General features: G+C 66.5%; 25 protein-coding genes. 18 read left to right on the top strand and 7 right to left on the bottom strand.

Annotated elements, in window-relative coordinates:
• Positions 1-133 precede the first annotated feature (133 nt).
• From nifB to draG, 8 genes are all read left to right on the top strand, one after another.
• Entirely contained in the window at positions 134-1,624 is a 1,491-nt protein-coding gene (gene nifB, locus ACE3N6_RS08675; protein ID WP_374244803.1) for a nitrogenase cofactor biosynthesis protein NifB, read from the top strand.
• Positions 1,625-1,695: 71 nt separating this feature from the next.
• Entirely contained in the window at positions 1,696-1,974 is a 279-nt protein-coding gene (locus ACE3N6_RS08670; protein WP_284187027.1) for a 4Fe-4S dicluster domain-containing protein, read from the top strand.
• A complete protein-coding gene (locus tag ACE3N6_RS08665) occupies positions 1,974-2,447 on the top strand; it encodes an ArsC/Spx/MgsR family protein (protein WP_374244800.1) in 474 nt (157 codons plus the stop codon). The genes ACE3N6_RS08670 and ACE3N6_RS08665 overlap by 1 nt, the downstream gene beginning before the upstream one ends.
• The gene (locus tag ACE3N6_RS08660) at positions 2,425-3,708 is read left to right on the top strand and encodes an FprA family A-type flavoprotein (protein ID WP_374244798.1); all 1,284 of its coding nucleotides are present in this window, start codon (positions 2,425-2,427) and stop codon (positions 3,706-3,708) included. The genes ACE3N6_RS08665 and ACE3N6_RS08660 overlap by 23 nt, the downstream gene beginning before the upstream one ends.
• Positions 3,709-3,738: 30 nt before the next feature.
• Positions 3,739-4,026, top strand: a complete 288-nt coding sequence (locus ACE3N6_RS08655; protein ID WP_153163562.1) for a 2Fe-2S iron-sulfur cluster-binding protein — start codon at positions 3,739-3,741, stop codon at positions 4,024-4,026.
• Between the two features lie 64 nt (positions 4,027-4,090).
• Positions 4,091-4,453, top strand: coding sequence for a 2Fe-2S iron-sulfur cluster-binding protein (locus ACE3N6_RS08650; protein WP_374244796.1), 363 nt, complete (start codon positions 4,091-4,093; stop codon positions 4,451-4,453).
• 23 nt (positions 4,454-4,476) lie between these two features.
• Positions 4,477-5,049: a nitrogen fixation protein NifQ gene (locus tag ACE3N6_RS08645; RefSeq protein ID WP_374244794.1), complete on the top strand. Its 573-nt coding sequence runs from the start codon at positions 4,477-4,479 to the stop codon at positions 5,047-5,049.
• Positions 5,028-5,942 carry an ADP-ribosyl-[dinitrogen reductase] hydrolase gene (draG, locus tag ACE3N6_RS08640; protein ID WP_374244792.1) on the top strand — a complete coding sequence of 305 codons (915 nt, stop codon included), beginning with the start codon at positions 5,028-5,030 and terminating at the stop codon, positions 5,940-5,942. The genes ACE3N6_RS08645 and draG overlap by 22 nt, the downstream gene beginning before the upstream one ends.
• Before the next feature lie 473 nt (positions 5,943-6,415).
• Here the strand turns inward: draG and ACE3N6_RS08635 are convergent, their stop codons facing one another.
• From ACE3N6_RS08635 to ACE3N6_RS08625, 3 genes are read right to left on the bottom strand one after another with little or no spacing between them, the layout of a single operon-like run.
• Positions 6,416-6,796 (bottom strand): bacteriohemerythrin, encoded by a 381-nt coding sequence (locus ACE3N6_RS08635; protein ID WP_374244790.1) that lies wholly within the window; start codon positions 6,794-6,796, stop codon positions 6,416-6,418.
• Positions 6,796-7,353 carry a hypothetical protein gene (locus ACE3N6_RS08630; protein ID WP_374244788.1) on the bottom strand — a complete coding sequence of 186 codons (558 nt, stop codon included), beginning with the start codon at positions 7,351-7,353 and terminating at the stop codon, positions 6,796-6,798. The genes ACE3N6_RS08635 and ACE3N6_RS08630 overlap by 1 nt, the downstream gene beginning before the upstream one ends.
• A gap of 36 nt (positions 7,354-7,389) precedes the next feature.
• The gene (locus tag ACE3N6_RS08625) at positions 7,390-8,226 is read right to left on the bottom strand and encodes an SIR2 family protein (protein WP_374244786.1); all 837 of its coding nucleotides are present in this window, start codon (positions 8,224-8,226) and stop codon (positions 7,390-7,392) included.
• A gap of 236 nt (positions 8,227-8,462) precedes the next feature.
• On the opposite strand from ACE3N6_RS08625, the gene ACE3N6_RS08620 reads away from it, so the two are divergent.
• Complete coding sequence (locus ACE3N6_RS08620; RefSeq protein WP_374244784.1) at positions 8,463-8,807, top strand: hypothetical protein; 345 nt, start codon at positions 8,463-8,465, stop codon at positions 8,805-8,807.
• Here ACE3N6_RS08620 and ACE3N6_RS08615 read toward each other — a convergent pair.
• On the bottom strand, positions 8,804-9,655 hold the full coding sequence (locus ACE3N6_RS08615; RefSeq protein ID WP_374244782.1) for an NAD(+)--dinitrogen-reductase ADP-D-ribosyltransferase: 852 nt from the start codon (positions 9,653-9,655) through the stop codon (positions 8,804-8,806). The genes ACE3N6_RS08620 and ACE3N6_RS08615 overlap by 4 nt on opposite strands.
• Before the next feature lie 149 nt (positions 9,656-9,804).
• Between ACE3N6_RS08615 and nifH the strand changes: the two genes are divergently transcribed.
• The 9 genes from nifH (at position 9,805) to ACE3N6_RS08570 (ending at position 17,281) form a co-directional block, all read left to right on the top strand.
• Positions 9,805-10,698, top strand: coding sequence for a nitrogenase iron protein (gene nifH, locus ACE3N6_RS08610; RefSeq protein ID WP_374244780.1), 894 nt, complete (start codon positions 9,805-9,807; stop codon positions 10,696-10,698).
• Positions 10,699-10,785: 87 nt separating this feature from the next.
• Positions 10,786-12,258 carry a nitrogenase molybdenum-iron protein alpha chain gene (gene nifD / locus ACE3N6_RS08605; protein WP_374244778.1) on the top strand — a complete coding sequence of 491 codons (1,473 nt, stop codon included), beginning with the start codon at positions 10,786-10,788 and terminating at the stop codon, positions 12,256-12,258.
• 142 nt (positions 12,259-12,400) lie between these two features.
• Complete coding sequence (gene nifK, locus ACE3N6_RS08600) at positions 12,401-13,969, top strand: nitrogenase molybdenum-iron protein subunit beta (RefSeq protein ID WP_374244776.1); 1,569 nt, start codon at positions 12,401-12,403, stop codon at positions 13,967-13,969.
• Between the two features lie 55 nt (positions 13,970-14,024).
• Positions 14,025-14,252, top strand: a complete 228-nt coding sequence (gene nifT, locus ACE3N6_RS08595) for a putative nitrogen fixation protein NifT (RefSeq protein ID WP_374244774.1) — start codon at positions 14,025-14,027, stop codon at positions 14,250-14,252.
• A 12-nt stretch (positions 14,253-14,264) separates the two neighbouring features.
• On the top strand, positions 14,265-14,456 hold the full coding sequence (locus ACE3N6_RS08590) for a 4Fe-4S binding protein (RefSeq protein ID WP_153163574.1): 192 nt from the start codon (positions 14,265-14,267) through the stop codon (positions 14,454-14,456).
• A gap of 100 nt (positions 14,457-14,556) precedes the next feature.
• Positions 14,557-15,288, top strand: a complete 732-nt coding sequence (locus ACE3N6_RS08585) for a dinitrogenase iron-molybdenum cofactor N-terminal domain-containing protein (protein WP_374244772.1) — start codon at positions 14,557-14,559, stop codon at positions 15,286-15,288.
• Positions 15,285-15,548 carry a DUF6129 family protein gene (locus tag ACE3N6_RS08580; RefSeq protein ID WP_374244771.1) on the top strand — a complete coding sequence of 88 codons (264 nt, stop codon included), beginning with the start codon at positions 15,285-15,287 and terminating at the stop codon, positions 15,546-15,548. Before ACE3N6_RS08585 ends, ACE3N6_RS08580 begins: the two co-directional genes overlap by 4 nt.
• A complete protein-coding gene (locus ACE3N6_RS08575) occupies positions 15,541-16,296 on the top strand; it encodes a 4Fe4S-binding leucine-rich repeat protein (protein WP_374244770.1) in 756 nt (251 codons plus the stop codon). Before ACE3N6_RS08580 ends, ACE3N6_RS08575 begins: the two co-directional genes overlap by 8 nt.
• Positions 16,297-16,312: 16 nt before the next feature.
• On the top strand, positions 16,313-17,281 hold the full coding sequence (locus ACE3N6_RS08570) for a hypothetical protein (protein WP_374244769.1): 969 nt from the start codon (positions 16,313-16,315) through the stop codon (positions 17,279-17,281).
• A 21-nt stretch (positions 17,282-17,302) separates the two neighbouring features.
• Here ACE3N6_RS08570 and ACE3N6_RS08565 read toward each other — a convergent pair whose 3' ends face one another.
• Genes ACE3N6_RS08565 through ACE3N6_RS08555 form a run of 3 tightly spaced genes read right to left on the bottom strand, consistent with a single transcriptional unit; the run spans position 17,303 to position 19,226 of the window.
• A complete protein-coding gene (locus tag ACE3N6_RS08565) occupies positions 17,303-18,352 on the bottom strand; it encodes a type I glyceraldehyde-3-phosphate dehydrogenase (RefSeq protein WP_374244768.1) in 1,050 nt (349 codons plus the stop codon).
• A complete protein-coding gene (locus ACE3N6_RS08560; RefSeq protein WP_374244767.1) occupies positions 18,349-18,789 on the bottom strand; it encodes a DUF6691 family protein in 441 nt (146 codons plus the stop codon). The genes ACE3N6_RS08565 and ACE3N6_RS08560 overlap by 4 nt, the downstream gene beginning before the upstream one ends.
• Positions 18,786-19,226, bottom strand: coding sequence for a YeeE/YedE family protein (locus tag ACE3N6_RS08555; protein WP_374244766.1), 441 nt, complete (start codon positions 19,224-19,226; stop codon positions 18,786-18,788). Before ACE3N6_RS08555 ends, ACE3N6_RS08560 begins: the two co-directional genes overlap by 4 nt.
• Positions 19,227-19,411 lie beyond the last annotated feature (185 nt).

Genomic DNA, 19,411 nt, shown 5'->3' with positions numbered 1-19,411 from the left:
CTGTCGCGTTTGCGACAAAGGGCTGACAAGCCGCCTTGCGCCAGAAGATTAAACCCATGTTTTTCCGGCAATTTCACGGCTGGCACAGCGATTGCTGGTTAGCGGGCGTAACCCCGATTCAGAGGAGCCCAACGTGGAACTGCCCGTCATCAGCAATGCCGCACACGAAGAATCCGGCGGCGGATGTTCTTCCAGTGGCTGCGGCACGGCGCCCGACGCCCTGTCGCATCTGCCCGATCACATCCGTGCCAAGGTCCAGGATCACCCCTGTTACTCGGAAGAGGCCCACCACTACTTTGCGCGCATGCACGTGGCCGTCGCCCCGGCCTGCAACATCCAGTGCAACTACTGCAACCGCAAGTACGACTGCTCCAACGAATCCCGCCCGGGCGTCGTCTCCGAGCTGCTGACGCCCGATCAGGCGATCAAGAAGGTGCTGGCGGTGGCCGCCGAAATTCCCCAGATGACGGTGCTCGGCATCGCCGGCCCGGGGGACCCCCTCGCCAACCCGGCCCGCACCTTCGAGACCTTCGAGCAGCTCTCGGAGAAGGCGCCGGACATCAAGCTGTGCGTGTCCACCAACGGCCTCTCGCTCCCGCAGTACGTGGACGAGATCGCCAAGCACAACATCGACCATGTGACGATCACCATCAACTGTGTCGATCCCGAAGTGGGCGCCAAGATCTATCCGTGGATCTATTGGAACAACAAGCGCATCTTCGGCATCGAGGGCGCCAGGATCCTCATCGAGCAGCAGCAGAAGGGCCTGGAGATGCTCACCTCGCGAGGCATCCTCGTGAAGGTGAACTCGGTGCTCATCCCCGGCGTGAACGACGAGCACCTCAAGGAGGTCTCGAAGATCGTCAAGGCCAAGGGCGCCTTCCTGCACAACGTGATGCCGCTGATCGCCGAGCCCGAGCACGGCACCTACTACGGGATCATGGAGCAGCCGGAGCCCACCCCCGAGCAGCTGCAGGACCTGCAGGACGCCTGTGCCGGCGACATGGCGATGATGCGCCACTGCCGCCAGTGCCGCGCCGACGCGGTGGGCCTGCTGGGCGAGGATCGTGGCGACGAGTTCACGATGGACAAGATCGACGTGATGGACGTGGATTACGAGGCCGCGATGGTGCGCCGCAAGGAAGTCCACGACTCGATCATCGAGAAGCTCGAAGCCCAGCGCGGCCACGCCAAGCCCAAGCCCCAGGGGATTCCCGAAGGCTCGCGCCCGGTGCTGATGGCGGTGGCCGGCAAGAACGGCCTCGTCGCCGAGCACTTCGGCCACGCCAAGGAGTTCCTGATCTACGAGGCCTCGCCCGACGGCGTGCGCTTCATCAGCCACCGCAAGACCGAGCTGTACTGCGGCGGGATGGACAGCTGTGGCGAAGGCGACGAGGAACCGGATTCCCTCCTCGACCGCAACATCAAGGTGCTCGAAGGCTGCGAAGTGGTGCTGTGCTCCAAGATCGGTTTTGAACCGTGGGGCAAGCTCGAAGCGGCCGGCATCGCCCCCAACGGCGAGCACGCGATGGAGCCGATCGAAGAGGCGGTGATGGCGGTGTACAAGGAGATCGCCGCCACCGGCCGGCTGCTCCCGAGCGCCGACAGCCTCAAGGTCGCCTGAGCGCATCAACCCTCAACCCCTTCGTCGCGCCCGCCGGGGAAGCCTCCGGCGGGCCTTTCGGGAGCCCTGACATGGCACTTCAGATCACTCAATCCTGCGTCAATTGCTGGGCCTGCGTGGACGTCTGCCCCAACGACGCCATCTACGCCGACAAGCCCCACTTCCTCATCGACGACATGAAGTGCACCGAGTGCCTCGGCGATCACGCCACGCCCCAGTGCGCCGCCATCTGCCCCATCGAGATGGCCATCGTCGACGAACTGGGCGAGTTCCTCAACCCGCCCGGCTCGCTCACCGGCATCCCCATCGAGAAGCTCAAGGAGTACGGGCTGTACCGGGAGGTGGCCTGATGGCCCAGGTCATCTTCTTCGAGAAGCCCGGCTGCCAGGGCAACCAGCGCCAGAAGGCCCTGCTCGCCGCGGCCGGCCACACCGTGCACGCCCGCAGCCTGAAGGCCGAGGCGTGGACGGCGGAAGGGCTGATCGCCTTTCTGGGCCGGCTGCCGGTGCCGGAGTGGTTCAACCGCAGCGCCCCGGCCATCAAGCTGGGGCAGATCGACCCGGACGCGCTGGACGTGCGCCAGGCCCTGTCGCTGCTGCTGGAGAACCCGCTGCTGATCCGCCGCCCGCTGATGCAGGTGGGCGACGAGCGCATGGTGGGCTTCGACACCGCTGCCGTGGACGCCTGGATCGGCCTGCGGGGCGTCGAGTTGCCCCAGGGCAACATCGAAGCCTGCGTTCACGGCAGCCACCCTTCCTCCGCCTCGTGTGGCGCAACCGCCACGGAAAACGGAGCAGACCATGCGCGCGTCGGGACTCACTGAGAAAGCGGTCGAACTCGCACCGGGCGTTCACTGGGTGGGCGCCCTCGACCCGCATCTGCGCAACTTCGACATCATCCTGCGCACCGCCAACGGCACCACCTACAACGCCTACGTGGTGTGCGGCGACACCGGCGTGGCGGTGATCGACACCGTGAAGGAGAGCTTTGCCGACGATTTCTTCCGGCGGCTCGAATCCGTCGCCCGTTACGACGAGATCACCACCATCGTCCTCAACCACCTGGAGCCGGACCACAGCGGCGCCCTGCCGGAGCTGCTCAAGCGCGCCCCCCAGGCCAGGGTATACCTCTCCCGCCGCGCCCAGATGATGCTGAAGGCGCTGCTCAAGCCCAGCGGCGAAGCCCCGCCCGAGTACATCCCGGTCACCACCGGCGACACCATCGACCTGGGCGGGCGCACCCTCACCTTCCTGCACACGCCCTACCTCCACTGGCCCGACACCCAATGCACCTACCTCGTCGAGGAAGGCATGCTGTTCTCGGGCGACGTGTTCGGCTGCCACTTCTGCGACGCCCGGCTCTACAACGACGCGGTGGGCGATTTCCGCTTCTCCTTCGAGTACTACTACGCCCACATCATGCGGCCGTTCCGCGAGAACGTGCTCGACGCGCTGGCCCTCATCGAGCCCCTCAACCTGCGCCTGATCGCCCCCGCCCACGGCCCCATCCTGCGCCACCTGCCGCGGGACTACGTGCAGCGCTACCGCGAGCTGGCCATGCCGCGCCTGTTCAACGAGGCCCGCAGCGAGAAGACCCTGGTGGTCTTCTACATCTCGGCCTACGGCAACACCCGGCGGATGGCCGAAGCCCTGGCCGCGGGCGCCGAATCCATCGGCGGCGTGCGGGTGTCGCTGTACGACCTGGAGGGCGGCGAGTCCGGCATCTTCACCGACCTCATCGAGGAAGCCGACGGCCTCGCCTTCGGCAGCCCCACCATCAACGCCGACGCGGTCAAGCCCATCTGGGACGTGCTCTCGTCCCTCACCACCGTCAACGTCAAGGGCAAGCTCGGCGCCGCCTTCGGCAGCTACGGCTGGAGCGGCGAGGCGGTGCGCCTGATCGAGGACCGCCTACGCGGCCTGAAGCTGCGCGTGCCGGTGGAAGGGCTGCGCATCAAGCTCGTGCCCGACGCCGGCGAGCTGGCGCAGTGCCACGCCCTGGGCGAAACCCTCGCCCGCCACCTCACCGGTCAGGTCGAGCACCGGGAGATCGAGTTCAGCGCGCTGCAGGCGAGCCCCGCCTAAACCCATTCAGGACAACCAGGAAAACCCACCATGCCCAAAGCCAAAGTCACCTTCGAAGACATCGGCGTCTCCGTCACCGTCCCGGCCGGCACCCGGCTCATCGAGGTGTCCGAAAAGGTCGGCGCCGGCATCACCTACGGCTGCCGGGAAGGCGAGTGCTGCACCTGCCTCACCAAGATCGTCTCGGGCGCCGACAACCTCGCCCCGCCCAGCATGCTCGAGGACCAGGTGCTCAAGGACAACCTCGCCCCCCGGGGCCATCGCCTGGCCTGCCAGGCCCAGATCATTGGCGGCGAGATCGTCGTCAAGCCCGCATAAGACTAAAAGCACGTCCCGCAACCACAGAGAATTCCGTGAAACCCGTCATCCAGGAGAACGCCAAATGGCCCTGATTACCTTCAGCAGCCCCATGCACAAGGACAAGACCGTCTACGCCGTGGCCGGTAGCCACACCCAGACCATCCTCGCCCTTGCCAAGGAGCACCACATCCCCATCGACTTCGGCTGCCAGGAAGGCAACTGCGGCACCTGTCTCGTCAAGGTGTCGTCCGTCGATGGCAAGCGCCGCGCCATGGGCGGCCCGCTCAACGTGCGCGAAGTCGCCGCCCTCACCGAGCTGGGCCACATCACCAAGGCCCAGGTCGAGCAGATGTACGTGGACGACATCCCGCCCACCCAGTGGCGGCTGGCCTGCCAGATGATCGTCCGCGACGAGGACATCCTGGTCGAGTACCCGAGCAAGTAAGTCCCACCTCGAGGGAGGCCGCCATGAACGTTCTGGATCGCACCGCCCATCGCGCCCTGGCCGTCGCCGGCCTGCTGGCCCTGCCCTGCCGCGAAGCCGCGCGGGTCGACCCGAACCGCCCGCTGCTGGCCAGCCTGCTGGCCGGCCAGTGCCTGGGCGAAGGCTGCCTCCCCCCCGACCTGGGCCTCGGCGCCCCCACCTGCCGCCAGCTGATCGACGACTACTTCACCGGCTTTGCCCTCCCCCCCTGCCCGCGCCACACCGAGCGGGTGCCCGAATGGAGCGACCTGCAGAAGCTGCTGCTCGACCACCGGGGCGGGCAGCGCACCTCGGAGCGGTGGGTGGCCGACATCCTCGCCACCGCCTGCACCGGCGCCGACCACCTGTGGCAGGACCTCGGCCTCGCCAGCCGGGACGAACTCAGCCGCCTGATGAGGGTGAACTTCCCCAGCCTCGCCGCCGCCAACACCGGCGACATGAAGTGGAAGAAGTTCCTCTACCGCCAGTTCTGCGCCGCCGAAGGCATTTACGTCTGCCCCGCCCCCTCGTGCGGCGTGTGCAAGGACTACGCCAAGTGCTTTGGACCCGAGCAGTAAGCCCGCCGCCGGTCGCCCCCGCCACGCCTGAAGGCCGCGCCGCTGCGGCCTATCTGGGGCTCGCCGTCGGCGACGCCCTGGGCGCCACCGTCGAGTTCCTAACCCCCCGCGAGATCCAGCACCAGCACGGCACCCACCGGGACATCGTGGGCGGCGGCTGGCTGCACCTCAAGCCCGGACAGGTCACCGACGACACCACCATGTCCCTCGCCCTGGGCAAGGCCATCCTCGCCGCCGGCCACGTGGACGCCCGTGCCGCCGCCGACGCCTTCGACGCCTGGATGCGCGCCAAGCCGGTAGATATTGGCAACACCGTACGGCGCAACCTCATCGCCTACCGCAAGACCGGCCACCCCGAGGCGCCGCTGTCGGAGCACGACGCCGGCAACGGCGCCGCCATGCGCGTGCTGCCGGTGGCGCTGGCCACCTTCGGCCAGCCGCCGGATGTGGTCGCCGCCGCCTGCCGGGCCCAGGGCCACGTCACCCACCACAACCTGCTGTCCGACGCCGCCAGCGACACCCTGGCGGCAATGGTCCACGACCTCCTCGCCGGGCAGGGCCTCGACACCGCCCGCCGCCACGCCGACGCGCTGGCAGCCGCCCACCCGCTGTTCGCCTGGCAGGGCAAACGCCGCGACAACCCGAGCGGCTACGTGGTCGAAACCCTCCAGGCGGTGTTCCAGGCACTGTTCTCCACCCACAGCTTCGAGGCCTGCCTGGTGGACGTGGTCAACCGCGGCGGCGACGCCGACACCACCGGCGCCATCGCCGGCATGCTGGCCGGCGCCTGCTACGGCCCGGACGCGATCCCCACCCGCTGGCGCAAGGCGGTCGACACCGAAGTCCGCCAGCGCGTCGAGTGGCAGGCCGTGGCGCTGCTGAAACGGGGCTGACCGGCGAATCGGGCAGACCGTGTCGGCCTGCGGGGCGCGAACACCCCGCGCTGCGGCCGGGTGATGCGCTGCGAAGGCGCGGTGGGTGTGGCGCGTCGGATGCTGCTGCGCCAACCGGATCGACGCGTTTTTCCCCGAAAAAAGTCTGTTCCGGCCCCGCCAAACTCAATTCAGAGCCCGCCAAACATCGTTTGCCGCCGCCAAACTCAATTCAGAGCCCGCCAAACGTCGTTTGCCGCCGCCAAACTCAATCCAGGGCCCGCCAAACATCGTTTGCCGCCGCCAAACTCAATCCAGAGCCCGCCAAACATCGTTTGCCGCCGCCAAACTCAATCCGGGGCCCGCCAAACATCGTTTGCCGCCGCCAAACTCAATCCAGAGCCCGCCAAACGATGTTCGGCGGCGGCAAACGCGTAGGTCGGGTTAGCGCAGCGTAACCCGACACCCGGCCCCCCAACCCCGGCAAGACCGCATCAACCCCGACCGCGCTTGATGCACCCCGCGAGCGCGGCGTCCATGGTGGCCAGATGGGTGTCGAACCACGCGGGCAGGCCCTGCACGTAGCGCCGCGCCAGCCCCAGCCGACCGGCGGCCACCCCGCGGGCGAAGTGGGCAAGCTCGCCCAGCACCCGCAGGTGTTCGCTGTTGTGCTCGCCGATGGCGGGGAAGCGGCTGGCCTTCATCAGCCGCTCCTCGTTCTCGAAATGCTGCCGGGTGTGCACCTGCAGGCGGGCGAAGAGGACGGGAAAATCGGCGTCCGACGCCCCCTGCAGGGCGTCGGCCAGATCGAGGAATTCCCGGTGGGTGGCGTCCATTTCGGCCACCCCCAGTTCATGCCGCTCGGACCAGGGCATCACACCGCCCCGTGGGTCTCGCGCTTGGCGTTGTTGGTGGTCTTGAGGGCCTCGTCGACGCTCATCTCGGGGTATTTGAACTTGAAACCCTTGAAGGCGTTGAACACCGTGAGCACCTTGTCGGCCGCCCCCTGCCCCTTGAAGTCGCCCTTTTCGAGGGCCACCAGGTCGATCAGCTCGTTCCAGCACAGGCCTTCGGTGAGGGGGATGAAGGCCACCGTCGCGCCGTTGACAACCGAGACAAAGGGCTTGGGAATATTGACGGTGAACATCACCGCCACGGTGCTGGGGTTCAGGCCGCCGCCGAACTTCTCCATCAGGAACGGCCAGTGCTGCAGTTCTTCCAGCGAGCCGGAGAGCAGCTTCAGCTCGTCGCCCTGACCCAGCACGATGGCCTGCTTGAACAGCGCGACCGGCGGCTTGCGACGCCCCTGGTCGTCGGCCACTTCGCCTTCGACCACGACGAGTTCGCCCCGATAGGCCTCCCAGCCGGCATCGCTGGCCGCTTCGCGGAAATTGGAGTTGAAAAAGTAGGGTTCGTAACGATCGAGCAGCATGGTGGTTTTCTCCGGGTGGATGCAAAAAAGACGGGGTCAGGCGGGCTGGGCCGCGCCGATGAAGTCGAAGACGTCGGCCTCGAGGATCTCGAGCCCGATGCGGGCGCAGAAGCGGCGCTCCTTGGCGGTGGGTTCGGCGATGAACACCCAGCCCGCCGGCTTGCCCGCCGAGAAGATCATGTCGGCCATCACCATGCGCTCGGTGTCGCGGTTCAGGCGCATGCCCATCAGCAGGTATTGCTTGCCCTGGCGCAGCTGCTTGATCTCGGGCGGGATCGAGAAGCCGCCCATCAGCTCGGTGATGAAATCCACGTAGTCGGCGTCGGAGGCGATGTACACCGGCTCGGGGCGCGGCGTGCCCATGGGCTTGAAGAGCACCGGCAGCCGGGTGTCGATGGCTTCGGTGCGGCTGTAGGCCTGGCCGTCCCAGCGGTAGAGCTTGTAGCGGTAGTCGGTGCCACCGATGCGGGCGATGCCGACGATCAGGGTGTGGGGCGCGTCGGCGTAGGAATCCTGCAGCTGGGTGTCGCGGTTGATGTCGATGACGTAGGGCGGGGCGATGTCCTTCAGCCAGTCGTGGAAGGCGCCGCGGGTCCAGGCGGTCTCGCCGTAGGTGCGGGTGAGGAACTTGGTGACGGCCGTGCGGCCGCGCTTGAGTTCCACGTTCATGGCCGCGCGGGGAAACTCGTACATGAGCTTGGGCGCCATGGGCTTGCCGTCGTTCATGGCGTAGATGAGGGAATCGCTGTCGGCGGGGATAGGGGCGCCGGTGGCGGCGTTCTTTACGTCGGCCAGCACGCCGGGGCCGAGGTAGGGAACGATGCTGCCGTCGGCGATGCCGGCGATCAGCTTTTCGCGGAGTTCGGGTGTCATGGTTGGGCTCGCAAATGGGGGCTGAGGGGGTACGGAGCCCGTACAGCAATTTTCACGCCCGCTCGCGCAGCCAGCATTCACGGGGGCGGCCCTGCGGCGAAAGACGCCATTGTCGACTTTGCGACAGGCGGCTTTGTCGCCCGCCTCGCTGCTTTCGGGCGGCCCCGGCCGGGGGCTTTGACAGCCGCTGGCTGCGCGCGGATCATCGGCGGCGTCGCCCCGCCAGCCTGCCCGCCATGCCCTTCGCCCCCAACGTCCACGCCTTCCAGCTCGCCATCGCCCTCGCCTTGTTCGTGGGCTGCGTGGCCGAACCGATCCGGGTGGTGCAGGCGCTACGGGGTTCGCTGGGCAAGCGGCTGGGGGTGGCGGAGGCCGGCCGGCGCAGGGCGGCCCGCTTCTTCTACTGGGCCTTCCCGTTCTGGCTGGCCCTGCTGTGGGCCTTGCTCAACGTGAAGGTGCTGGGCAGCTGCAGCGGCGACACCTGCATCGGCGTGTCGCTGCCGGCGTTTCCGTTTCCCTTCCTGTACGGCATCGGCGAACTGGTGCTGCTCGCCGGGCGAGCGCCCGTCGCGCCGCGCTAGAAGGTGGACAGCACCACCGACGATACGCCGCCGATCACCAGGAACTCGTCCTCCCCCTGGAGCGCCCCCGGCAGCAGGCCGCAGTAGAAGAACACCTTGGTGAGCGGCACCGTGACCGACAGGATGTAGTCGCCGAACTCGCAGGCGCGCTCGCGACTGCAGGTGAAGGAGTTGAGGTTGTTGAGGAGCACGACGTGCTCGCCGTCGGCGCCCTTCTCCAGCACCTCGTGGTCGGTGAGGCGGTTGACGCCCCGGTACAGGGTGACGTGGCGGCTGGTGCCGTGGCGCCGCGCCAGCTCGAACTGGCAGTAGGTGTAGAGCAGGTCGAGCTGGGCCTCGAGGGCGTTGGTGCCATACAAGCCCTGGGCCCGCTGCTCCAGATAGCGCCGGTAGGCGTCGCCGGCCGGATCGCGCAGGGCTTCCCGGTGGTAACGCGGCATGAGCCCGAAACGGGATTCCACCCAGCCCTTCAGCACCGCCCCCTCGGCACTGTCCGAATCGAAGCTCCAGCCCCGGATCGCCTTGATGTAGTTGGCCTTGGCCCGCGCCCGGTTGCGCCGGGTGAGCCCCACCTCCTCCAGCCACTCCAGGCGGAAGCGCACGGTCATGTAGTCGCGGAAGACGTCGGGCCGCGTCGCATCGCTTGCCGCTTCGAGCCGCCGGAAGAGATCCGGGTGCAGCTCGGCAATGCCGTCGAGGAGCAGGGGCGCCGGGTGGCGCTGGTAGGCGAGGCTGCCCAGGATGACCGCCGGGAGATTGCAGCGGTTGATCGGGAGGCGGGCGTCGCGGGGGAGTGTCGCCTTGTCATCACCCCTACAAGGCGTGGGGGTTTTGTCGCATCCGTACATTCCGACCAAACCCGGGCTGTTTTGGCTTTTTCTTGATGGATCAAACACTTGAGTTCTGTCAGCCGACCTGGCACGCAACATGCTGAAGTGGAGGTGCGACTCTCACTGCTTCATTTTCAAATCGACTGACAGATCAAGGAGATTACACCATGGCAAAACTGCGTCAATGCGCCATCTACGGCAAGGGCGGTATCGGCAAGTCCACCACCACCCAGAACCTCGTCGCCGCGCTGGCCGAATCCGGCAAGAAGGTGATGATCGTCGGCTGCGACCCGAAGGCTGACTCCACCCGTCTGATCCTGCACAGCAAGGCCCAGACCACCGTGATGCACCTGGCCGCCGAAGCCGGTTCGGTCGAGGATCTCGAACTCGAAGACGTCTTGTCCGTCGGCTTCGGTGGCGTCAAGTGCGTCGAATCCGGTGGCCCGGAACCCGGCGTCGGCTGCGCTGGCCGCGGCGTGATCACCGCCATCAACTTCCTTGAAGAAGAAGGCGCCTACGACGAAGACCTCGACTTCGTGTTCTACGACGTGCTGGGCGACGTGGTCTGCGGTGGCTTCGCCATGCCGATCCGTGAGAACAAGGCGCAGGAAATCTACATCGTCTGCTCCGGCGAGATGATGGCCATGTACGCGGCCAACAACATCTCCAAGGGCATCGTGAAGTACGCCAACTCCGGTGGCGTGCGTCTGGCCGGCCTGATCTGCAACAGCCGCAACACCGACCGCGAAGACGAACTCATCATGGCCCTGGCCGCCCGCCTCGGCACCACCATGATCCACTTCGTGCCCCGTGACAACGCCGTGCAGCACGCCGAAATCCGTCGTATGACCGTCATCGAATACGACCCGAAGCACAAGCAGGCCGACGAATACCGTCAGCTGGCGATGAAGATCAACAACAACACCAACTTCGTCATCCCGACCCCGATCGAGATGGAAGAGCTGGAAGACCTGCTGATGGAGTTCGGCATCATGGAAGCGGAAGACGAGTCCATCGTCGGCAAGACCGCCGCCGAGCTGGCCGCCGAAGCCGCCGCCTAAGCATCGCAAGACCGGCGGGGGCTCCGGCGCCCGCCTACTTCAACCAGTACGTTGGCTACAGATTGGTGGCGACGTCAGGAGGAACAAATGACGACTCTGTCTCGCGAAGAAACCGATGCCCTCATCGCCGAGGTGCTCGAGGTTTATCCGGAAAAAGCCCAGAAGGACCGCAAGAAGCATCTGGCGGTCAATGACCAGACCATCGAACAGTCCAAGAAGTGCATCACTTCCAACCGCAAGTCGCTGCCTGGCGTGATGACCATCCGCGGCTGCGCCTACGCCGGCTCCAAGGGCGTGGTGTGGGGCCCGATCAAGGACATGATCCACATCTCCCACGGCCCCGTCGGCTGCGGCCAGTACTCCCGCGCCGGTCGCCGCAACTACTACGTGGGCACCACCGGGGTTAACTCCTTCGGCACGATGAACTTCACCTCCGACTTCCAGGAGAAAGACATCGTCTTCGGCGGCGACAAGAAGCTCGCCAAGCTGATCGAGGAGATCGAACAGCTCTTCCCGCTGCACCGCGGCATCTCGGTGCAGTCCGAGTGCCCGATCGGCCTGATCGGCGACGACATCGAATCCGTCTCGAAGAAGGCCGCTGCCGCCATCGAGAAGCCGGTGGTGCCGGTGCGTTGCGAAGGTTTCCGCGGCGTCTCGCAATCCCTCGGCCACCACATCGCCAACGACGCGATCCGTGACTGGGTGCTCGACAAGCGCGACGGCGTTGCCTACGAAGGCACCCCCTACGACGTGGCCATCATCGGCGACTACAACATCGGCGGCGACGCCTGGGCGACCCGCATCCTGCTGGAAGAAATGGGCCTGCGCGTCGTGGCCCAGTGGTCTGGCGACGGCACCCTGGCGGAGATGATGAACACTCCGAAGGTCAAGCTGAACCTGCTGCACTGCTACCGCTCGATGAACTACATCAGCCGGCACATGGAAGAGAAGTACGGCATTCCCTACCTGGAATACAACTTCTTCGGCCCGACCAAGATCATCGAATCCCTGCGCAAGATTGCGGCCTTCTTCGACGACTCCATCAAGGAAAAGACCGAAGCCGTCATCGCCCGCTACCAGCCGATGATGGACGAGATCATCGCCAAGTACAAACCGCGCCTGCAGGGCAAGAAGGTGATGCTCTACGTCGGCGGCCTGCGTCCGCGCCACGTGATCGGCGCCTACGAAGACCTCGGCATGGAAGTCATCGGCACCGGCTACGAGTTCGCCCACAACGACGACTACGACCGCACGATCAAGGAGATGGGCGACGCCACCCTGCTCTACGACGACGTGACCGGCTTCGAACTGGAAGAGTTCGTCAAGCGCCTGAAGCCCGACATGGTCGGCTCCGGCATCAAGGAAAAGTACATCTTCCAGAAGATGGGCATCCCGCTGCGCCAGATGCACTCCTGGGACTACTCCGGCCCCTACCACGGCTACGACGGTTTCGCGATCTTCGCCCGCGACATGGACATCGCCCTGTCCAACCCGACCTTCAAGAACCTGACGCCCCCGTGGAAGAAGGTCGTCGAGGACGAAGCCAAGAAGGCCGCCTGAGTTTCAGGAACCCGGGAAAGGCCGCCTGGCGGCGGGTGATTGCGGACGCAGAATCCTTCGCCCGACCCCGGCCGGCCGGCCCCACCCCTCTCAAGCTTGCGCCATGACCCGCGGATGTGCGGGCCAGGCAAGGAGAATGCAAATGCAAACCGCAGACAACATCAAGCCCTGCTACCCCCTGTTCCGGGACGACGACTACAAGAAGAACCTCGCCGAGAAGCGCGACAAGTTCGAGGAAGGTCACGCCCCCGACAAGGTGTTCGAAACCTTCATGTGGACGACCACCAAGGAGTACCAGGATCTCAACTTCAAGCGCGAAGCGCTGACCGTCGATCCGGCCAAGGCCTGCCAGCCCCTGGGCGCCGTGCTGTGCGCCTCCGGCTTCCACAAGACCCTGCCCTACGTGCATGGCTCGCAAGGCTGCGTCGCCTACTTCCGCACCTACTTCAACCGTCACTTCAAGGAGCCGTGCTCCTGCGTGTCCGACTCGATGACCGAAGACGCCGCGGTGTTCGGCGGCCAGAAGAACATGTTCGACGGCCTGGAGAACGCCAAGGCCATCTACAAGCCGGACATGATCGCCGTCTCCACCACCTGCATGGCCGAAGTCATCGGCGACGACCTGAACGCCTTCATCAACAACTCGAAGAAGGCCGGTCACATTCCCCAGGACTACCCGGTTCCCTTCGCCCACACCCCGTCCTTCGTCGGCTCCCACACCACCGGCTGGGACAACATGGAAGAAGGCATCCTGCGCTACTTCACGCTCAACAGCATGGAAGGCAAGGTCGTCGGCTCCAACAAGAAGGTGAACATCGTTCCGGGCTTCGAGACCTACCTGGGCAACTACCGCGTCGTGAAGCGCATGCTCACCGAGATGGGCGTCGGCTACACGATGCTGTCCGACCCGACCGACGTCTTCGACACCCCCGCCGACGGTGAATTCCGCATGTACGCCGGCGGCACCACGATGGACGAGGTCAAGGACGCCCCGAACGCCATCACCACCCTGCTGCTCCAGCCTGCCCAGCTCGAGAAGACCAAGAAGTTCGTCGAGAACACCTGGAAGCACGACATCCCGAAGCTCAACATCCCGATGGGTGTCGAGTGGACCGACGAGTTCCTGATGAAGGTCTCCGAAGTCACCGGCCAGCCGATCCCGGCCTCCCTGGAACTCGAACGCGGCCGCTGCATGGACCTGATCTCCGACAGCCACGCCTGGCTGCACGGCAAGAAGTTCGCCCTCTACGGCGACCCGGACTTCGTGCTGGGCATGGTCAAGATCCTGCTGGAAGTGGGCGCCGAACCCACCCACATCCTGTCCCACAACGCCAACAAGCGCTGGGGCAAGCAGGTGGAGAAGCTCCTCGCCTCCAGCCCCTTCGGCGTGAATGGCAAGGTGTACGTCGGCAACGACCTGTGGCACATGCGCAGCCTGTGCTTCACCGACAAGCCGGATTTCCTGATCGGCAACTCCTACGGCAAGTACATCCAGCGCGACACCCGCTACAAGGGTGAAGAGTTCGAAGTGCCGCTGATCCGTATCGGCTTCCCGATCTTCGACCGTCACCACATGCACCGCGCCACCACCCTGGGCTACGAAGGGATGATGTCCGTGGTCACCCAACTGACGAACGCGGTCCTTGAGCAACTCGACAAGGAAACCATCGGCATGGGCACCACCGACTACAACTTCGACCTGGTGCGCTGATCCGGACTACCGGCGGGGGCAGATCACCGCGCCCGCCGGTCCGCAGGAGAGTTACATGGCCAACATCATGATCCGGCAGGCCGAAAACGGTGGCTTGACCTTCTACCTCCCGAAGCGCGACCTGGAAGCCTCCATCGAGTCCATCGAGTTCGACACCCCCGAAAAATGGGGCGGCGAACTGAAGCTGGACAACGGCGGCTCGTACTACATCGACCCGATCGCCAAGCCCCCCCGCCTGCCCATTTCCCTGCGCGCCAAGCGCCTTGGCGCGGCCGAAGACTGAAGGAGAATCATCATGGCAATGAAGATCGACCCCGACATGTGCACCGCCTGCGGCGACTGCAAGCCGGTGTGCCCCACCAAATCGATCAGTTCCGGCAAGGTCTTCTACAAGATCGACGCCGCCACCTGCACCGAATGCGACGGTCACAACGACTCGCCCCTGTGCGTGGACGTCTGCCCGTCCGGCTGCATCAGCCCGGCCTGAGGCACGCCGCCCGAGCGACGAGCCTTGAGCCGAGCGCCGGTCGCCCCCGCGGGATGCCCGGCGCTCCACTGAAGACCCGTCCTGGATCCTGGAGCCCATCATGTCCGCCTCGCCCATCGCTTCCCGGGAAGCCGCCCTGCGCATCGCGCTGGCTGCCCGCGCCCTCGACGGCCTCGACGTCAAGGCCCTCGTCGGCGCCCTGCTGGAAAAGCTCGAGCCCCCGCTCACTGAAGCCAAGCTCGCCAAGCTCACCGTCGAGGATCTGCGCGCCATCCTGGCCGGCGACTTTGCCGAACAGGGCTGCCACGTGGGCGTGGATAACGAGACGCTCAAGAACGCCGTCCGGCTGCTGTGGGGCCAGGGCATCGAGCACGCCGACTTCCCCGCGGTCGATGCCTACACCGACGGCGACATGCCCGGCTCGATCCGCGTCGCCGTGGCCGCCAACCGGGGCGAGAACCTGGACGGCCACTTCGGATCGTGCGACCGCTTCCTGATCTACCAGGTCGGCCAGCAGGCGATCCGCCTGATCGACGTGCGCAGCACCGCCGAAGCCGACGGCGCGGAGGACAAGAACGCCTCCCGCTCGGCCCTCATCGGCGACTGCCAGCTGGTGTACGTCCAGTCCATCGGCGGCCCCGCCGCCGCCAAGGTGGTGCGCGCCGGCGTGCATCCGGTCAAGAAACCCACCGGCGGCCCGGCCCGCGAGGCGCTGCTCGAACTCCAGAGCCGGCTCGCCAGCCCGCCGCCCTGGCTCGCCCAGATCATGGGGGTTCCCGCCACCTCCCTCGCCCGCTTCGAGGAAGGCATCGAGACCGGGGAGGCGCTATGATCTCCGCCGACCAGCTCGCCCGCATCGGCGAGGCCGTGAGCACCGCCGGCACCGCCGACGCCCTGCGCAAAGCCTTTCCCGGCCTGCACTTCACCGAATGCAGCGCCGACGACGTCTCGCCCCGCTACAAGGTGGCGCTCAGCGTTCCCGGCTACGACCTCTACCTGGTGAGCGGCGCCACCGGCCACTGCCTCGAATTCACCGGCGACCTCGACAGCGCCACCGGCATCGTGATCGCCGCACAGGTGGACGATGAGTGACAAGACCAAGGCCGATGCCGGCTTCGGCAAGCTGGGCCTGTGCTCGGGCTGCGGGTACTTCCCCGACTACCTGAACAGCCACCGCTGCACCCCCGGCGACGCCTGCATCCGCGCCCACAGCGGCCGGCAGATCGACCGCTTCCTGCGCACCAACCCCGAAGAGGCCAGCCTCTACCTGGCCGACATCTTCTGGGAGCGCCGGGCCATCGCCGCCCGCTACGCGCCCGAAGCGCTCATCGCGCCCCTGCAGCACGACAGCGACGAGGTCGTCCGGCGGGTGGTCGCCTCCCGGGTGCCCCTCGACCGGCTCACCGCCATGAGCCGCGACCCCGACCGCGAAGTGCGCCTCTCGGTGGCCTCGCGCCTGCCCGAATCCCAGCTCGCCAGCCTCATCGCCGACCCGGATTACATGATCCGCGCCACGGTCGCCCGTCGCCTGCCCCACGGCCAGCTCGCCCGCCTCGCCAAAGACCCCGAGCGCGAGGTGCGCAAGGTCGTCGCCTCGCGGCTGCCACCGTTTGCCCTGCACATGCTCGCCAACGATCCCGAGCCGGAAGTCCGCGCCGTCGTCGCCGAACGCGCCCTGCCGGGGCTCGCCGCCGCCCTGCTCCAGGATCCGGAATGGTGGGTACGCCTGGCCGCCGTGAGCAACGCCCCGCTGGAATTCCTGGCGCCTCTCCTCTCCGACCCGGAAGCGGAAATCCGTGAAGCGGCCAAGGCCAGACTGGCCGAAGCCAACGCAGCATGATCCCAAGGACACAACCATGAAAGAGAACCAGGCCTGGTCGGAATACTGCAAGTCCCTCTCCCCTGCCATCGTCGAGGCCTCTGCCACGGTGCCCGTCAGCAGCGGCCCCAACGCCCTCATCAAGGCCCTGGGGCTGGCCCTGCCCGACTGGAAGTTCCGCCACGCCATGAGTCGCGGCGGCTGGTATCGCCTGGGCGGCATCGTGGCGGCCGACGGCGCGCGGATCAGCGACAACCTGGAACGCTGGGTCGAAGCCAGCCTGGACGAACGGGATGGCGACATCGCTCAGCTGATCGACGATTTCGCCGACCAGACGCTCTACGCCACCCGCCTGGTCGGCCAGACCCACTATCTGGTATCCCACGCCGGCGACGGGCACGCCGACTTCCTTCAACTCGAGATCGAGGACTTGCAGGAGATCCGCGCCCACCGGCTCTTCGCCAACGACCCCGCCACCGTCGAAGACCTGGTCGCCCCCCGCACCGGCGACGAGCACTGCCTGCCGGTGAGCCTGCCCCACTACGCCTTCCGGCGCATCCAGCACATCGGCAGCTTCCTCCAGCGCATGCGCGCCCAGCGCCCCGAGCCCGCGCCCATCCACCGCATGATCGACGACTGGAGCGCCAGCAGCGCCGGCGCCAGCAGCACCTTCTCGAACCAGTGGGTCGTGGCCACCCGGGAGCACCTCGACCGCTACCACCAGCCCGTCTTCCGCGCCCAGCCCATCGCCACCCTGGCCGGCACGCCGCCCGAGTTCGACGCCGCGCCCGGCACCAGCGGGCTCGCCCTCAACGAGGCGCTCAGCCACTTCGACCGCGAGATCGGCTACCCCATGGCCTGGTACTTCCACATGCTCGGCACCAAAGCCGTGCCCCACTGGGTTGCCCAGGTGGTCATCGAAGACACCATGGCCGGCTTCGCCTACCTTCCCCAGCGGGACGTGGACGTCGTCCGCAACTGGCTGCACCGGCCCTACGCCCTGTAAGAGCCGGGCATCCGCCGCCGCTCAGCGGGTGCGCGCCGCCCCGGCGACGGCAGTGCGGTCTGCCCAGCAGGCCGCCACATCCAGCATCCTGTTGGCAAAGCCCCACTCGTTGTCGAACCACACCAGCAGGTTAAGCAGGTGCGCACCGCTCATCTGCGTCTGCCCGCCATCGACGATTGCCGAATGGGGGCTGTGATTGAAATCGATCGACGCATGGGGCGCCGCCGTGTAGGCCATCCGGCCCGACCCCTGGCCCTCCGCCGCGGTACGCAGCAGGGCGTTCACCGCCTCCACCGTCGTCGGCCGCTGCAGGGTGGCCACCAGATCGATCGCCGAGACATTGACCACCGGCACCCGAATCGCCTTCGTCTCGACCCGCCCGGCCAGCTCCGGCAGCAGGCGCTCCACCCCCCGGGCGAGCCCGGTCGCCACCGGAATCATCGACTGCATCGCCGAACGCGTGCGATGCAAGTCGGCGTGGTGATAGCCGTCGATCAGCGGCTGATCGTTCATCACCGAGTGCAGCGTGGTCATCAGAGTGTGGTCGATGCCATAAGCCGCATCCAGCAGCGCCAGCACCGGCACGATGGCGTTGGTGGTGCACGACGCCGCCGACACGATCCGCTCATCGCCAGTAATCAGGCCCTCGTTGTGACCGAACACCACCGTCTTGTCCACGTCCGCCGCGCTGTGGCCCGGATGCGACAGCAGCAGGCGCCGGCAACCGGCCCGCAGGAAGCGCTCCAGCTCGTCGCGTCTGGCGTAACGCCCCGACGCCTCGATCAGCAGATCCACGTCCAGCGCCCGCCAGTCCACCCCATCCGGCGCGCTGGCATGAAAAACCGGGATCTCCGCGCCGTTGATGCGCAGCCCCCCGTCGCCCACCTCCACACTGCCCGGAAAACAGCCGTGGGTGGAATCGAAGCGGGTGAGATACGCCATGCTCTCCAGCTCCGACGGCTCGTTGATCGCCACCACCGAGAAGCGCTCGCGCAGCGGCGAACCCATCAGCGCCCGCAAAAAGCACCGCCCGATGCGCCCGTAGCCATTGATCGCAATCCGCACAGTCATGTCCGCTCCTGCCTGTTCTGCCCGCCCGGCCCGATCGGGCCGATGAAGCGGTTGCCGGCCAGCATCCCCACGCCCATCGCAACGACGTAGAGCAAGGCCTCGCCGGCACCGCTGCCGGCCATCACCAGCGCCGGCCCCGGGCAATAGCCCGACAAACCCCAACCGACACCGAAGAGCAGGCTGCCGATCACCAGCTGGCGATCTATCGGCCGGCTCACCCGCGGGTCGGCCGCATCCCGTCGCATCGACCACTGGAAGAAAGGCAAGGCAACCGCAATGGCGCCAGCCATCACCAAAGCCAGCGAAGGATCCCACAGCCCGCCCACATCGAGAAAGCCCTGCACCTTGGCGGGCTGGGTCATCCCCGAGAGCATCAGGCCAAGCCCGAACAGCAGCCCGGACAGCAACGGCGCCGCCGAAACAAGAATCCGCTTCACGCTGCGCTTCCTCCCAAGACCCGCAGCAGCGTCACCACCACCATCCCGGCGCCCATGAACGAGACAACCGCAACCAACGAGCGCACCGAAAGTCGGGACAGGCCGCACACCCCATGTCCGCTCGTGCAGCCTCTCGCCATGCGCGTTCCCAAACCCGTCAAAAACCCGGCCAACACCAGAAGAAGCGGCGAAACAGCCCCTCGGGAATCCAGCCCCTGCGCCCCCGCAGCCAACCAGGGCGCGAGCAGCATCCCCACCAGAAAGCGCAGACGCCACGCGCCTTCATCCAGGCCATGCCCGTTCAAGGTCTCGGCAAAGATACCGCTCACACCCGCAGTACGCCGAATGGACAGCCACAGCATCGCCGCAGCTGCGCCGATCAGGACACCCCCTCCGACAGCGCTCCACGGTGTGAAATTACCCCAGTCAATCGCCATTGCTATCCGCCATCACTTTTTTGAATCGGAATCCGGGCCCAAATGAACCTACAAACGAAACACCCCCTGAGGCGTGAGCCTGAGGGGGTGTTGAATGGTTAGTCTGACGATGACCTACTTTCACGCACGGATGTGCACTATCATTGGCGCGGTCTTGTTTCACGGTCCTGTTCGGGATGGGAAGG

Source organism: Zoogloea sp. (assembly GCF_041904905.1).
Taxonomy (GTDB): domain Bacteria; phylum Pseudomonadota; class Gammaproteobacteria; order Burkholderiales; family Rhodocyclaceae; genus Zoogloea.
Note: the sequence above shows the minus strand (reverse complement) of the source record. Positions and strands in the feature narration are given on the sequence as shown.